The sequence below is a fragment of the Streptomyces sp. NPDC002092 genome (assembly GCF_053593775.1).
In genome coordinates this window covers 234,233-248,385 of record NZ_JBSFDG010000002.1, presented here as the reverse complement: position 1 = coordinate 248,385, position 14,153 = coordinate 234,233, and the positions used below count along the sequence as shown (strand labels likewise).

At 70.0% G+C, this 14,153-nt stretch carries 16 protein-coding genes and 1 pseudogene; 11 read left to right on the top strand and 6 right to left on the bottom strand.

Annotated features, from left to right (window positions below):
* Positions 1-26 precede the first annotated feature (26 nt).
* Complete coding sequence (locus ACWCRD_RS05020) at positions 27-779, bottom strand: SLATT domain-containing protein (RefSeq protein ID WP_450964563.1); 753 nt, start codon at positions 777-779, stop codon at positions 27-29.
* A 281-nt stretch (positions 780-1,060) separates the two neighbouring features.
* On the opposite strand from ACWCRD_RS05020, the gene ACWCRD_RS05015 reads away from it, so the two are divergent.
* The 6 genes and pseudogenes from ACWCRD_RS05015 (at position 1,061) to ACWCRD_RS04990 (ending at position 3,834) form a co-directional block, all read left to right on the top strand.
* A complete protein-coding gene (locus ACWCRD_RS05015; protein ID WP_450964562.1) occupies positions 1,061-1,423 on the top strand; it encodes a YbaB/EbfC family nucleoid-associated protein in 363 nt (120 codons plus the stop codon).
* A gap of 60 nt (positions 1,424-1,483) precedes the next feature.
* Positions 1,484-2,083 carry a recombination mediator RecR gene (gene recR, locus ACWCRD_RS05010; protein ID WP_099930378.1) on the top strand — a complete coding sequence of 200 codons (600 nt, stop codon included), beginning with the start codon at positions 1,484-1,486 and terminating at the stop codon, positions 2,081-2,083.
* Positions 2,076-2,735 carry a DUF5063 domain-containing protein gene (locus tag ACWCRD_RS05005; protein ID WP_450758465.1) on the top strand — a complete coding sequence of 220 codons (660 nt, stop codon included), beginning with the start codon at positions 2,076-2,078 and terminating at the stop codon, positions 2,733-2,735. The genes recR and ACWCRD_RS05005 overlap by 8 nt, the downstream gene beginning before the upstream one ends.
* 82 nt (positions 2,736-2,817) lie before the next feature.
* On the top strand, positions 2,818-3,246 hold the full coding sequence (locus tag ACWCRD_RS05000) for a Scr1 family TA system antitoxin-like transcriptional regulator (protein WP_450964561.1): 429 nt from the start codon (positions 2,818-2,820) through the stop codon (positions 3,244-3,246).
* Positions 3,174-3,407: pseudogene (locus ACWCRD_RS04995) on the top strand (Scr1 family TA system antitoxin-like transcriptional regulator); the annotation flags it as partial. The gene ACWCRD_RS05000 and the pseudogene ACWCRD_RS04995, both read left to right, overlap by 73 nt.
* Before the next feature lie 61 nt (positions 3,408-3,468).
* Positions 3,469-3,834, top strand: a complete 366-nt coding sequence (locus tag ACWCRD_RS04990) for a Uma2 family endonuclease (protein ID WP_450964560.1) — start codon at positions 3,469-3,471, stop codon at positions 3,832-3,834.
* Between the two features lie 26 nt (positions 3,835-3,860).
* Here ACWCRD_RS04990 and ACWCRD_RS04985 read toward each other — a convergent pair whose 3' ends face one another.
* Positions 3,861-4,583: a TSUP family transporter gene (locus ACWCRD_RS04985; RefSeq protein WP_450964559.1), complete on the bottom strand. Its 723-nt coding sequence runs from the start codon at positions 4,581-4,583 to the stop codon at positions 3,861-3,863.
* Positions 4,584-4,728: 145 nt separating this feature from the next.
* On the opposite strand from ACWCRD_RS04985, the gene ACWCRD_RS04980 reads away from it, so the two are divergent.
* On the top strand, positions 4,729-5,229 hold the full coding sequence (locus tag ACWCRD_RS04980) for an SgcJ/EcaC family oxidoreductase (protein WP_450964558.1): 501 nt from the start codon (positions 4,729-4,731) through the stop codon (positions 5,227-5,229).
* On the opposite strand, the gene ACWCRD_RS04975 is transcribed toward ACWCRD_RS04980, so the two are convergent.
* Genes ACWCRD_RS04975 through ACWCRD_RS04960 form a run of 4 tightly spaced genes read right to left on the bottom strand, consistent with a single transcriptional unit; the run spans position 5,195 to position 9,212 of the window.
* Positions 5,195-6,550: a sensor histidine kinase gene (locus tag ACWCRD_RS04975; RefSeq protein WP_450964557.1), complete on the bottom strand. Its 1,356-nt coding sequence runs from the start codon at positions 6,548-6,550 to the stop codon at positions 5,195-5,197. The two genes, ACWCRD_RS04980 and ACWCRD_RS04975, sit on opposite strands and share 35 nt — an antisense overlap.
* The gene (locus ACWCRD_RS04970) at positions 6,547-7,236 is read right to left on the bottom strand and encodes a response regulator transcription factor (RefSeq protein WP_450964556.1); all 690 of its coding nucleotides are present in this window, start codon (positions 7,234-7,236) and stop codon (positions 6,547-6,549) included. Before ACWCRD_RS04970 ends, ACWCRD_RS04975 begins: the two co-directional genes overlap by 4 nt.
* A 55-nt stretch (positions 7,237-7,291) precedes the next feature.
* Positions 7,292-8,494, bottom strand: a complete 1,203-nt coding sequence (locus ACWCRD_RS04965; RefSeq protein ID WP_450964555.1) for a cytochrome P450 — start codon at positions 8,492-8,494, stop codon at positions 7,292-7,294.
* Complete coding sequence (locus tag ACWCRD_RS04960; RefSeq protein WP_450964554.1) at positions 8,484-9,212, bottom strand: tRNA-dependent cyclodipeptide synthase; 729 nt, start codon at positions 9,210-9,212, stop codon at positions 8,484-8,486. Before ACWCRD_RS04960 ends, ACWCRD_RS04965 begins: the two co-directional genes overlap by 11 nt.
* Positions 9,213-9,462: 250 nt before the next feature.
* Here ACWCRD_RS04960 and ACWCRD_RS04955 point away from each other — a divergent pair, with 250 nt between their 5' ends.
* The 4 genes from ACWCRD_RS04955 (at position 9,463) to ACWCRD_RS04940 (ending at position 14,079) form a co-directional block, all read left to right on the top strand.
* Complete coding sequence (locus tag ACWCRD_RS04955; protein WP_365840509.1) at positions 9,463-10,740, top strand: aspartate kinase; 1,278 nt, start codon at positions 9,463-9,465, stop codon at positions 10,738-10,740.
* Complete coding sequence (locus ACWCRD_RS04950; protein ID WP_450964553.1) at positions 10,740-11,798, top strand: aspartate-semialdehyde dehydrogenase; 1,059 nt, start codon at positions 10,740-10,742, stop codon at positions 11,796-11,798. Before ACWCRD_RS04955 ends, ACWCRD_RS04950 begins: the two co-directional genes overlap by 1 nt.
* A 515-nt stretch (positions 11,799-12,313) precedes the next feature.
* Entirely contained in the window at positions 12,314-12,919 is a 606-nt protein-coding gene (locus ACWCRD_RS04945; RefSeq protein ID WP_450964552.1) for a SigE family RNA polymerase sigma factor, read from the top strand.
* 113 nt (positions 12,920-13,032) lie between these two features.
* Positions 13,033-14,079 carry a hypothetical protein gene (locus ACWCRD_RS04940; RefSeq protein ID WP_450964551.1) on the top strand — a complete coding sequence of 349 codons (1,047 nt, stop codon included), beginning with the start codon at positions 13,033-13,035 and terminating at the stop codon, positions 14,077-14,079.
* Positions 14,080-14,153 lie beyond the last annotated feature (74 nt).

Below are 14,153 nucleotides of genomic sequence, written 5' to 3'. Positions count from 1 at the left end.
GCCCTTGCCGACGGCCCGGTACAAGATCACCTCGGCTCGGGCGGCCGCTGGCGCGGCATGTTCGGGCGGGAGCCCGCTCCCGGTGGCAGCGGGAAGCGCCCCGGCGCACTGCCCGTCTCCTGGCGCGCCGCCCCGGCCGGCGCGGACTGGATCCCCATCGGCGCCGAGCCGCCGGTCCGGAACTCCACCATCCAGTCGGCCGTCTCCGCGCGCACCAGCTCCGTCACGTCCTCCGTGAAGCGCCGCAGCACCGCAAGGCACCGCTCGACGGCCTCGCTGGCCGTGCCCTCCGCGGGGCCCAGCACCTCCCGCACACTCTCCGAGGCCCAGTCGAACTGCAGCACCTGCAGCCGCCGCTGCACGGCCTGCGCGGTCGCCACGTCCCTTATCCAGCCCGAGGTGACACCGAAGAACCGGTCCACGGCCACGCACGCCACCGCGAACAGCAGCGCCAGATACCCCCAGGCGGCCATCCCGGCGATCACCCCGGTCAGATCCAGCAGCGGCAGCGCGGCCCCGGTGACCGCCCCCAGCGCCGCCCCCGTGCGCAGCGCCCGCGCACCCCGCCGCTTCCACACCCGGTCCGCGAGATACCAGGCCGCCGTCTGCAGCGCCCCGCGCTCCACCCACAGATACAGCTCGTGCAGCCGCTCGGCCGGCTCGCCCCAGTCCCCGAGCGGGAACGAGCGCCCGATCAGATCGCCCGGCCGCAGCCCGGCCGCACCCTCGCCCCACCCGTCCTGAGCCGGCCCCTCGGGCTGCATCTCCGGCTGACCCACACGGCACTCCCTACTGATCACGAAGCTGATCACGAGGCTGACCACGACCGAACACGTTGCGTGACACCCGATCCTGATGTGCCCGACCTTCCTACCGCCCAATGGGTGGCTCGGCCCCCGAATTCACCTCTATTCCGCCCGTAAGTGGGTCTTGATCAGGTATAGGCCTCGGCAACAACTCACTCGAAAGAGTGCTGGGGCGATGCCTGGCTGGACCACGTAGGCTCGTGCCAGGGCGGGAAAACCTCGCTCATACAGCCGTACGAAACCAGGAGCTGATCGTGATTCCCGGTGGTGGCCAGCCCAATATGCAGCAGCTGCTCCAGCAGGCCCAGAAGATGCAGCAGGACCTGCAGCGGGCGCAGGAGGAGCTGGCACAGACGGAGGTCGACGGGCAGGCGGGCGGCGGCCTGGTGAAGGCCACCGTCACCGGCTCCGGCGAGCTGCGCGCGCTGAAGATCGACCCCAAGGCGGTCGACCCCGAGGCTGGATCCATGGAAGAGACGGTCGAGACCCTCGCGGACCTGATCGTCGCGGCGGTCCAGGCGGCCAACGAGAACGCCCAGAACCTCCAGCAGCAGAAGCTGGGCCCGCTGGCCCAGGGCCTGGGTGGCGGCAGCGGTATCCCGGGCCTGCCTTTCTAAGAGAGGCGTCCGCCAACTACCGTACGTACTTGCAAGGAACCCCGGGAAGGACGGCAGTCCGTGTACGAAGGCGTGGTGCAGGACCTGATCGACGAGCTGGGGCGGCTGCCCGGCGTCGGTCCCAAGAGCGCCCAGCGGATCGCCTTCCACATCCTGCAGGCGGAACCGACGGACGTACGGCGGCTCGCGCAGGCTCTGATGGAGGTCAAGGCGAAGGTCCGCTTCTGCGCGACCTGCGGCAATGTCGCACAGGAAGAGCTGTGCAACATCTGCCGCGACAGCCGCCGCGACCCCTCCGTCATCTGTGTGGTGGAGGAACCGAAGGACGTGGTCGCGATCGAGCGGACCCGCGAGTTCCGCGGCCGTTACCACGTCCTGGGCGGGGCGATCAGCCCCATCGAGGGCGTGGGCCCCGACGACCTGCGTATACGGGAACTTCTCGCGCGGTTGGCCGACGGGACGGTCACGGAACTGATCCTTGCCACGGACCCGAACCTGGAGGGCGAGGCCACGGCGACGTACCTCGCCCGCATGATCAAGCCCATGGGCCTCAAGGTCACCCGCCTGGCCAGCGGCCTCCCGGTGGGCGGAGACCTGGAATACGCGGACGAGGTGACCCTCGGCCGCGCCTTCGAGGGGAGACGACTCCTAGATGTCTGACGCCACGCTGCATGACGCGACGCAGGACCCGGACGACTTCGCGGTCCAGATCGCGGACCAGGTGGAGAGCTTCCTGGTGGCGGTGACGGAGGTGGCGAAGGGTGACGAACCCGACTCCGCCGTGCCCTTCCTCCTCCTGGAGGTGTCCCAGCTGCTGCTGGCCGGCGGCCGCCTCGGCGCCCACGAGGACATCGTCCCCGACGAGCGCTACGAGCCGGACACCGGCCCGGACGCCGACGTGGACGAACTCCGCGAGAACTTCGCCCGCCTCCTGGACCCGATCGACGTCTACTCCGAAGTCTTCGACCCCTACGAGCCGCGCAAGGCCCCGGTCCCGGCCCGTATCTCCGACGACCTGACCGACGTCATCACCGACCTCCGCCACGGCATGGCCCACTACCGCGCGGGCCGCACCACGGAGGCCCTGTGGTGGTGGCAGTTCTCCTACTTCTCCAACTGGGGCTCGACGGCCTCGGCCACCCTGCGCGCCCTGCAGTCGGTGGTGGCCCACGTCCGTCTGAACCAGCCCCTGGAGGAACTGGACGGCCTGGACACGGACCAGACCCCGATGGGCGACGAGACCCTGGAGTTCGAGGCCGGCAAGGTGATGCAGGAGGAGATCGGGGGGCCGCTGGGGATCAAGCGGGGGTAGCGGGACCCCCAGGGTACGAGGAGGCGGTCGATTCGCCGCACTTTCCTGACAGTTGGCGGACAACGCGGTCATCATGTGACACATGAGTGCCTTGTTCGACCGTCGCCCCGCGGTGGACGCCTCCGTCGGGGCCTCCGCCACCTCCGCAGTCGCCGCCGGACGGGACATCGGCCAGGCGATCACAGGCCCCGGCGCGGTGGGGATGCATGTCGAGAATGCCACGCTGCTGTCGCCGGACGCCTGTCCGCCCGCGGCCGATGTCGCCTGTCCGACGGGCCTGTTCCACCTCCCCACCCGGGCCGCGGACTTCATGGAGCGGGAGAAGGAGGCGGTCAGCCTCTGGTCGTACGAAGTCGCCCTCGTCCCCGGTCTGTTGCAGACGAAGGGGTATCGCGTGCCCTCATCGACAACCGCCTCCCGTCCCTGGACGAGGAGACGGTGGAGGAGCGGATCGCGGCCCGCATGGAGCGACAGGCCATCCTCACCCAACGGAAGCCGACGGTGGGGCTGAGCTTCGTCCTCTACGAGGCCGTGCTGCGCAGTCCGCTCGTGGACGCGGAGCAACTGCGCCACCTGCTGGAGGTGTCCGGGATGCGGAATGTCGTGGTGCAGGTGCTGCCCTTCGAACGGGCTCTCAGCGACGCGCTCATGGGTCCCATGGTGCTGCTGGAGACCCGCGACCAGGAGCGATTCGCCTTTACGGAGGGCCCGTTGGCCAGCGAGCTTTCGGCGCATGAGGGTCGAGCGCTATCGCGAGGGAAGAGCGCGGCCGGACGGGGTTCTCGCGCCGTTCGGATTCCTCACAGGGCATGGCGACTGGTCCGAGGCGACGGGCGTGCTGATGGCTGTGGAAGTCACGTCGCATGACTCCGACACCCACCAACGCGACCGAGTCGAAAAGCCCGACAGCTACGCGGCCGCCGGTATCCCCGTCTACCTCCTCATCGACCGGGATGACTGTTCCGTCGTCGTCTTCAACCAGCCGGAAGACGGCCGCTACCGGCATGAGGAGAAGCTGCCCTTCGGTGCCACAGTCAAGCTCCCGGATCCGGTGAACATCACCCTGGAAACCGAGCCCCTGAAGGAACTCGTGGACTGAAGGGCCCTGGTTGGGGGGTGTGGGAGTCACAGCCCCCACACCCCCTTCCCCGCCGCGGTGACCCCGCCTGCCAAGGCTAGTGACAGCACCAGCAGGCGGGCCCGCCCCTCCGGTATCCGCTCGGCGAGCCCCCGGCCGATCACCGTCCCCGCCGCCATCGCGGCGACGACCCACCTCCACCGCCCCCCGCCCAGCTCCGGCACCCCGTTCGCCGCCACCGAGAACGCGTTCACCATCACACCGTAGAACTGCGCGTTCGGTACGAACTCCCGTACCGTCCAGCCCGCGTTGACGGCGTACAAGGAGACGGGCGGGCCGCCCACGCCCGCGGCCGAGTTCATGAAACCCCCCAGCGCGCCCGCCGCGACGGCTCCCTTCGTGCCGCGCAGGGCGGGCACCCGGGCGCCGCGCATCACCAGGAGGACGGCTGCCGTCACCAGCCCGCCCATCACCAACAGGAGCATGGGCTCGGGGAGTTGACGGGTCAGCCAGGATCCGGCCGGCACCGTGCACGCGGCCGCCGCGCACAGTGGCACCATCGTGCCCGGCCGCACCCGTCGCCAGCCGCCGGCCAGCCCCACGACGCTGATGGCGCCCGCCGCGCAGTTGGCGAGCACGACGCCCTCGGCGGGCCCGAGCAGCAGCACGAGCGCGGGCACGGCGACCAGCGCGAACCCCATACCGGTCAGCCACTGCACACAGGACCCGAGCAGCACGATGCCCGCCAGCAGTACGTCCGTCGTGGTCAAGTGGTCACTCCCTGTGAGTTGGAGGGGTCTTGGACCTGCGCTGTACGACGGCTGCACGGGCCCTAACCGGTGAAAAGCGAGTCTGGAGTCACTTCCCCAGCAGGGAGGTCGAAGAGCAAGAACCGCACCGAAACCGGAGACAGCGATGACCCGTCGTTCGACAACCAAGCGCGCAGCCATCGTCACCGCCACGGCCGTCGTCGCCCTCGGCACGGTGGGTACCGTCGCTGCCACCGCCGGGCCCAGGCCCGAGGCCAAGCCCACCAGGTCGCAGATCGCCGGCCTGTTCGACACCTGGAACAAGGCGCTGCAGACCGGTGACTCGCAGAAGGTCGCGAGCCTGTACGCGAAGGACGCGGTGCTCCTGCCCACCGTCTCCAACAAGGTACGCACCAACCACGCCGAGATCGTCGACTACTTCGACAAGTTCCTGCAGAGCAAGCCGGTCGGAAAGAAGGTCAAGACGGTCGTCAACGTCCTCGACAAGGACTCCGCGATCGACACCGGCGTCTACGAGTTCACGCTCACCGACAAGGCCACCGGCAAGAAGCGCGTCGTCGAGGCCCGCTACACCTACGCCTACGAGAAGATCGGCGGCAAGTGGCTGATCGTCAACCACCACTCCTCGGCGATGCCCGAAGGCTGATCCTGACCTCCAGCCCGCCCCCGGGCGCGTCCCGCAGGACCACGGTCCCGCCGTCGTCGGTCACCAGCTGCTTGACGACGGCGAGCCCGAGGCCCGAACCGGAGCGCCCGGTCAGGCCCTGGCCGCGCCAGAAGCGGTCGAAGGCGCGGGACTTCTCCGCGTCGGTCATGCCGGGGCCCTGGTCGAGGACGGAGAGCACCACTTCCGCGCCCTTCTCCTCGACCTGGACGGTGATCGTGGCGCCGTCCGGTGAGACCTCCAGCGCATTCGAGAGCACGTTGTCCAGCACCTGGTCCAGATGACCGGGGCCGGCCAGCACAGACGGCCGGCCGTCGACACCACTCCCCCTGAGCGCGATGGTGACTCCGCGCTCGTCGGCGGCCGGTCTCCACACCGACAGCCGTTCGGCCACGATCTCCCCGAGGGGCAGCGGCTCCGCGGCCGTCACCTTCGCCTCCGCCCGTGCGAGCACCAGCAGTCCGTTGACCAGCCGGCTCATCCGGACCACCTCGGCGGTCGCCTGCTCCACGTCCTCCCGTACGAACGCGTCGTCCACCCCGTCCGCGATGTTGTCCAGCGACAGCCGCAAGGCCGTCAGCGGCGTGCGGAGTTGGTGCGACGCGTCCGCCACGAAGATCCGCTGCGAGGCGACCAGCGTGTCCAGGCGTTCCGCGCCCTGGTTCAGGGTCCGGGCGAGGGTCTGGGTCTCCGGCGGGCCCGTCACCGGGGAGCGGGCGGTGAGGTCGCCGTCGCTGAACTTGCTGGCCATGACGTTGAGTTCGCGCAGCGGGGCGGTGATCCGGCGGGCGGCGACCGCGCCGATCAGCGCCGCGACGGCGAGCACCGCCACCGCAAGACCCGCCCGGAAGCCCCAGATCGTCCACAGCCTGTGGGTGAGATGCGAGGTCGAGTACACGACCCGCACGGCCGCCCGCCCCTGAGCGGGCACGGTGACCTCGAGCCGCTTGCCCCAGATGAAGTCGGAGCCCCAGTCGGTCGTGGACCGGTTCTGCTCCACGGCCCGGGTCAGCGCCGCGTTCGCGGTCGGCCTGGGGATGTCCGGGGCGCAACTGCCGGTAGGGGTCACCTGGACGTCGCCGGGGGTCTCGTCCCGGTACGCCTTGGCCACCTTCTCCAGGGCGTCGCACGAGATCCTGTCGTTGCCGCCGAGCAGCAGCGCCATCGTCCTGGCCTCGCGCAGGACGGACAGCTCGGTGTCGTCGCGCAACTGCTTGGTGAGCGTGAAGGCCACCGGCACGGTGAACAGCAGGATGGCGACGGCCACGAGCAGGATGTAACTGCGGATGAGCCGGCGGTTCATGACGCCCCGGCGTCCTCGACGATCTCCAGCCGGAAGCCGACCCCGCGCACCGCCTCGATGGTGATGACGCCGGTGAACTTCCGCCGCAGCGCCGCCACATGGACGTCGAGCGTCTTGGTCGGCCCGAACCAGTTCGCGTCCCAGACCGCTTCCATGATCTGCTCCCGGGACATCAGCGCGCCCGGCTCCTCGGTGAGGAAGGCCAGCAGGTCGTACTCCTTGGGCGCGAGGGCGACCTCCGCGCCGTCCACATGCACCCGGGCCGCCTTGCGGTCGATCGTCAGCCGGGGCCCGTACCGGTCCGGGCCGCCCGCGGCCGCCTCCGGCGTACGGGCCTGCACGCGTCGCAGCACCGCCCTTATCCGCGCGATGACCTCCCGCACCCCGAACGGCTTGGACACATAGTCGTCCGCGCCGAGTTCCAGGCCCACCACCCGGTCCGTCTCGTCACTGCGCGCGCTGATCACGATGATCGGCACGTCACCGCGCTCACGCAGCGCCCTGCACACGTCCAGGCCGTCCGTGTCGGGCAGACCGAGATCGAGCAGGACGACGTCGTACGGGCCCTGGTGGCGCAGGGCAGCGCCGCCCGTGGTGACCCACTCGACCTCGAAGCCGTAGCGGACGAGCCCGCGGCGAAGGGACTCGGCGACCGGCTCATCGTCTTCCACCAGAAGTACGCGCACAGGCGCACCCTAATGCTTGAAAGTTGAAGACGACCGGCCGCCGAGCCCGGGTGGATCACCACATGGCGGGCAGCCGTTCCGGGATCCGCTTCATGAACCCGGTCCGCCACACCAACTGCTCGATCGGCACCGCGAGGCGCAGCCGGGGCAGCCGCGCGAGCAGCCGCTCCAGTGCGATCTCGGCGTGCTTGCGGCCGAGGGCGGTGGCGGGGCAGTAGTGGCTGCCGCCGCCGAAGGAGAGGTGGGCCGTGGAGTTGGCGCGGGTCAGGTCGACGGTGTGCGGGTCGGGGAAGGCGGACGGGTCGAAGTTCGCGCCCTCGACCAGGACGAGGACCAGCTCACCGGCCGCCACCTGAACGTCCCCGAGCTGGACGTCCTCGGTCGCGAGCCTCGGCAGCCCGTCGCCGATGGAGAGGTTGATGCGCAGCAGCTCGTCGACGGCCGCGGGGATCTTCCCGGGGTCCGCGACCAGCTGCTCCTGCAGCTCCGGGTGCTGGATCAGCGACACCAGGGCCATGGTCAGGAAGCCGGACGTCGAGATGACGCCCGCGCCGAACATCGTCACGCCGACCGTCGCGAGCATCTCGTCGGTGAGGTGGGCGTAGTCGGGGTCGTTGCGCAGGGCGGCGAGCTCGGCCATCAGACCGGTGGTCGCCGGGTCGTCCAGCCGCCGGGTCATGTACGCGATGTCGCGGTCCCAGTTGAGCCGGGCGCCCGTGACGGGGCAGGCCGAGTTCATGAACGCGATGTCCAGGCTCCGCATCAGCCCGGGCGCGTCCGCCTGCGGAATGCCGAGGATGCGGCAGTGCATACCGGCCGAGTACGGATCGGCGAGACCGCCCCGCAGGTCCACCGGAGCGCCCTCGCGCACCAGGCCCTCGACCAGCTCGTCGGCGTACGACCGCAGCCACTCCACCAGCCCCGGGCTCTTCGGATTGAGGGCCTTGAGCACGGCCTTGCGCAGTCCGGCGCCCGTGATGTTCCCCATGTTGTTGACGACCTCCGGCGGGATCGTCAGCGCGTACTGGCGGGGCACGCCCGGGGCCGAGGTGTCCTTCAGGCTGAACCGCGGGTCCTCGAGGACCTGCCTGCACAGCTCGTACGAGGACACCAGCCAGGCCTTGTCACCCGCGATGGTGCGCACCCGCCGTACGGGGGTCGACTCCCGCAACTCCTCCACCTCGGCGGGGAGTTGGTCGCCGCGCCAGGAGAACGGGAAGTCGATGAGTTCCTCGGTGGGCAGGGTCTCAGCGGGCATCGGTGGCTCCCTCGGCCGGCGTGACGATGGCGTGGCCCTGGTTGCGGGAGGCACGCAGCCCCGCGCCGGGCGAGTAGAGCAGCTCGGCCATCGGCAGGAGCTGGTGGTAGCAGTTGAGCGAGGAGGGCACGCCCAGGATCGCGGGGGTGTCCAGGAAGAGGGGCGCCTCCGCGGTGACGTACTCCATGCAGACGGCCCGCTGGCGCGCGGTCACCTCCTGCTCCTTGGTCGACAGGAAGGAGTCGACGAGTTTCTCGCAGGTCGTGCGGAACTCGTCGTCGCCGGACAGCCGGGTGCGCAGGTCCTCGTGGATCTCCCGGTACGCCGGGTTGTCGCGCAGGTCGGACATGGCGTGGGCCCTGAGCCGGGTGCCGCCGGGGTCGGTGGCCTCGACGGCGGCGAGGACCTTGGCGCGTACGCCCCGCAGGTTCTTCACCGCCTTGCGGCGCGCGTCGTCGGCCGTATAGCCGGAGGCCTCGTACATCTCGGCCACGTGCAGATCGGTGTAGACGAAGTCCACACGTTCGAAGAGGGCGAGGCCCCAGCGGGCCAGGTCGTGTATGCGCTGAGCGGAGAAGTAGCTGTTGCCGGGGGAGACGCCGATGACGGCGTGGTCGGCGGCGGTGCGGATGACCTCGCAATGAGGGGTGAAGGGGCGGACCAGGAAGAGGTCGGCCGGTGTGACGTGCTGGATCTCGGAAACGGTCGCAGTCGTCAAGGAAGGAGAATCCTTCGCGTCGCAAGTCCCGATGGAGCCTTGTGCTCCTGGTGTGGCGACGACGACGCGAAGTTATCGGTCGGCTACTGAGAGCGTCAACGGGTGACCTGAACCACTTTGCGGACTGTTCATGTGCCAGGTGGGCAGGGGCTGGGCTGGAGCGCCGGGTCTCACCATGTGGTTTCACGGAGGCCGTAACCGGGCGCTCGGTAAAATGAGCCGACACATACGGGACGAGCGAGGAGCGCACGTGGGCCTTGTCGTGCAGAAGTACGGAGGCTCCTCCGTAGCCGATGCCGAGGGCATCAAGCGCGTCGCCAAGCGAATCGTGGAAGCGAAGAAGAACGGCCACCAGGTGGTCGTCGTCGTTTCCGCGATGGGCGACACGACGGACGAGCTGATCGATCTCGCCGAGCAGGTATCTCCGATGCCGGCCGGGCGTGAGTTCGACATGCTGCTGACCGCCGGAGAGCGGATCTCCATGGCACTGCTGGCCATGGCGATCAAAAACCTGGGCCACGAGGCCCAGTCGTTCACCGGCAGCCAGGCAGGCGTCATCACCGACTCCGTCCACAACAAAGCCCGGATCATCGACGTCACGCCCGGCCGTATCCGCACGGCCCTCGACGAGGGCAACATCGCCATCGTCGCCGGCTTCCAGGGCGTCAGCCAGGACAAGAAGGACATCACCACGCTCGGCCGCGGTGGTTCCGACACGACGGCCGTCGCGCTGGCCGCCGCACTCGACGCCGAGGTGTGCGAGATCTACACCGACGTCGACGGCGTGTTCACCGCCGACCCGCGCGTGGTGAAGAAGGCGAAGAAGATCGACTGGATCGCCTTCGAGGACATGCTGGAGCTCGCCGCCTCCGGCTCCAAGGTGCTGCTCCACCGCTGTGTGGAGTACGCCCGCCGCTACAACATCCCGATCCACGTCCGCTCCAGCTTCAGCGGGCTGCAGGGCACGTGGGTCAGCAGTGAGCCGATCGAGCAAGGGGACAAGAAGGTGGAGCAGGCCATCATCTCCGGTGTCGCGCACGACACCTCGGAGGCCAAGGTCACGGTCGTCGGCGTCCCGGACAAGCCGGGCGAGGCCGCCTCGATCTTCCGCGCCATCGCCGACGCCGAGATCAACATCGACATGGTCGTGCAGAACGTGTCCGCCGCCTCCACCGGGCTGACGGACATCTCCTTCACCCTCCCCAAGACCGAGGGCCGCAAGGCCATCGACGCCCTGGAGCGGGCGAAGACGGTCATCGGGTTCGACTCGCTGCGCTACGACGACCAGATCGGCAAGATCTCCCTCGTCGGCGCCGGCATGAAGACCAACCCGGGTGTCACGGCGTCCTTCTTCGAGGCGCTGTCCGACGCGGGCGTGAACATCGAGCTGATCTCGACCTCCGAGATCCGTATCTCGGTCGTCACCCGCGCCGACGACGTGCCGGAGGCCGTGCGTGCCGTGCACTCCGCCTTCGGTCTCGACTCCGACACCGCCGAGGCGGTCGTCTACGGGGGCACCGGACGCTGATGTCGGCGACTGTCCGACCGACGCTCGCGGTCGTGGGTGCGACCGGAGCCGTCGGCACGGTCATGCTCCAGATCCTGTCCCAGCACGCGGACATCTGGGGCGAGATCCGTCTGATCGCCTCACCGCGCTCGGCCGGCCGCAAGCTGGCCGTGCGCGGCCAGCAGGTCGAGGTGGTCGCCCTGACCGAGGAGGCCTTCGACGGGGTCGACGTCGCCATGTTCGACGTACCCGACGAGGTGTCCGAGCACTGGGCGCCGATCGCCGCGGCCAAGGGCGCGGTGGTGGTGGACAACTCGGGCGCCTTCCGGATGGATCCGGAGGTGCCGCTGGTGGTCCCGGAGGTCAATCCGCACTGCGCCCGCCGCCGGCCCCGCGGGATCATCGCCAACCCCAACTGCACGACCCTGTCCATGATCGTGGCCCTGGGCGCGCTGCACGCCGAGTTCGGGCTGCGCGAGCTGGTGGTCTCCTCGTACCAGGCGGTCAGCGGGGCGGGGCGGGCCGGAGTGGAGACCCTGCGGCAGCAGCTGTCCCTCGTCGCCGGTACGGAGCTGGGGACCAGCCCCGGTGATGTGCGCAGGGCCGTCGGCGACAACACCGGCCCGTTCCCTGAGCCGGTGGCGCTGAACGTCGTGCCGTGGGCCGGATCCCTGCGCGAGGACGGCTGGTCCTCGGAGGAGATGAAGGTGCGGGACGAGTCCCGCAAGATCCTCGGCCTGCCCCGGCTGCCCGTCGCCGTGACCTGCGTACGGGTACCGGTGGTCACCACGCACTCCCTCACCGTCCACGCCCGGTTCCAGGGCGAGGTCACCGTCGACGGCGCCCGGGAGATCCTCGCGACCGCCCCCGGGGTCGTCCTCTTCGACGACCCGGCGGCCGGCGAGTTCCCCACGCCCGCCGACGTCGTGGGCACCGACCCGACCTGGGTGGGCCGGGTGCGGCGCGCGCTCGACGACCCCACGGCGCTCGAACTCTTCGTTTGCGGTGACAACCTCCGCAAGGGTGCGGCCCTCAACACCGCACAGATCGCGGAGCTGGTGGCGACCGAGTTCAGGTGACGGGGCGTCACGATGGTCGCGCTCCCATGACATGCCGTGTTGCGTGCAACACATTCCGAAGCAAGGGGTTACCACCGGAAAAGCCCTGGCCGTGGCCGGTTTCGTTTATAGGATCTGTGGGCGGCGCGGGGTTGGGCGAAGGTCCGTACCACTTGCCCCGAACCCCTTTGGCATCCGAAGATTTCCCTCCCCGCTCTCCGCAACCGCGCGAAGGGCGGGGAGCGTCTTTGCGAACGCCCTTCGGGGGCGCGGGGATGCGCGGTGAGGCGTGGGGACGCCTCGGACATTCAGGATATAGGGGAAGAGCGGGTAGGCATGAGGGCGTTTGACGCACGGTCAGTTGCGCTGCCTGACACCAGACGGCCGGCTGCGGCACATGACGCAAAAGTGACGCCCGGCACGTACAACCCTGACGGGGGGGAACGTGTCCAACTGGCGTGGCAGAGGTTCTCGACTTCCAAGCGGCGACCCGCGGTACGGCCCTACGGCCGCTCCGCCCGTCGCTCCGACCCCGCATGCCCGGGGCGCCCGGCGGCATGCCGGTGATCGCGCCCATGCCCGCAGCGCGGCCCGCCCGCATACCGAATCAGCGTGACGGCGCCGACTACGCCGAGGACACAGCGGTGGCCGGTACGACCGTCGACCACCTCACCGAGACCTACCGCGCGCACTACAGCTCGCTGCTGCGCCTCGCCGCCCTCCTGCTCGACGACACCGCCTCCTGCGAGGACGTCGTCCAGGAGGCCTTCATCCGCGTGCACTCCGCGCGCAAGCGGGTCCGCGACCGGGAGAAGACGCTCGCCTACCTGCGTCAGACGGTCGTCAATCTCTCCCGCTCCGCCCTGCGCCGCCGCATCCTGGGCCTCAAGCTCCTGTCCAAGCCGATGCCCGACATGGCGAGCGCCGAGGAGGGTGCGTACGACCAGCTGGAGCGCGACTCCCTGATCAAGGCGATGAAGGGCCTGCAGCGCCGCCAGCGCGAGGTCCTGGTGCTGCGCTACTTCGCGGACATGACCGAGGCGCAGGTCGCCGAGACGCTCGGGATATCGCTGGGCTCCGTGAAGGCGTACGGCTCCCGCGGTATCGCGGCCCTCCGCCTCGCGATGGAGGCACCGGCATGAACAAGGACGGCGAGGGACGTGATTCCCATGACCGCCATGAGCCCTACGCATGGCACGAGCCGACAGCAACGCAAGAGCAAGAACACAGGAAATCGCACGCTGGGAACGGAACTGTGAACCACGGCCCCGACGACCAGAGCCCCGAGAACGGGCTCGACTCGGACGAGCTGGCTCTGCGCAGGATGCTGCACCAGGCGGTGCAGACGGTCGAACCGCGCGACGGCACGCTGGAGCACCTGCGGCGGGCCGTACCCGCACGGCGCGCCCGCAAGCGGCAGGCCGTCGTCGGCATGGCGGCCGCCGCGCTGTTCATCGGCACCGCCGTCCCGGCCCTGGTGCACGTCTCCAACTCCACCGGCTCCGACGTCAACCCGTCCGTGGCCGGCCAGGCCTCGCAGGCCCAGGGCGGAGCGAGCCAGGGAAAAAACGCGGACGGCAGTGAGAGCACCGCCGGCGGCAGCACGGGCAAGTCCCCGGGCAAGGGCAAGGGCGACTCCAAGGGCGACGGCAAGAGCAAGGGCACCGGTACGGGCACGGGCGGCGCCGGCACCGACCCCTCGGCCACCAGCGCCTCCAGTGCCCCCGTGTGCAGGGCCGACCAGTTCGGCTCGCCCACCGAGTCCGTCGCCGCGCCCGACGCCGGGGGCGCGGTCTACGGCACCTTCCGCGTCGTCAACATCTCCACCTCCGCCTGCACCGTCGGCGGCGTGGGTACCGTGAGCGCGCTCGCGCAGGGTGCCGCGGACGCCACCAAGATCTCCACGGCACGGCATGTGCTGGGGGACGCCGCGGCCGGCCTGCCCGAGCCCTCGACCGAGATCACCGGACTGCAGCTGCAGCCGGGCGCGGCCTACGAGGTGAAGTTCGCCTGGATCCCCTCGGCGACCTGTCCCACCACGGGCGGGCCGACCGGCGGCACCACCGACGGCGGCTCCACCCCCAGCCCGACCCCGACCCCCGACGCCGGCAGCTCCTCCGGCACCACCTCCACCGGCACGGACAGCGGCGTCACCACCCAGATGATGACAGCTGACGGCACGGCGGACGGCAGCGTGGTCGTGTCCCACACAACGGCAGCCGGCTCCCCGACGGTCTCGGCGACGGTGCCCAACGCGTGCGCGGGGGCGGTCATCTACACCGGGGTGCTGCCGGGGGCGTAGAGCCTTCGCCGCAGCCTGCGGTCAGCCACGGCCCGGGTCCCAGCCCGTCAGCCTGCGCGTGGTCGTACCCGCTC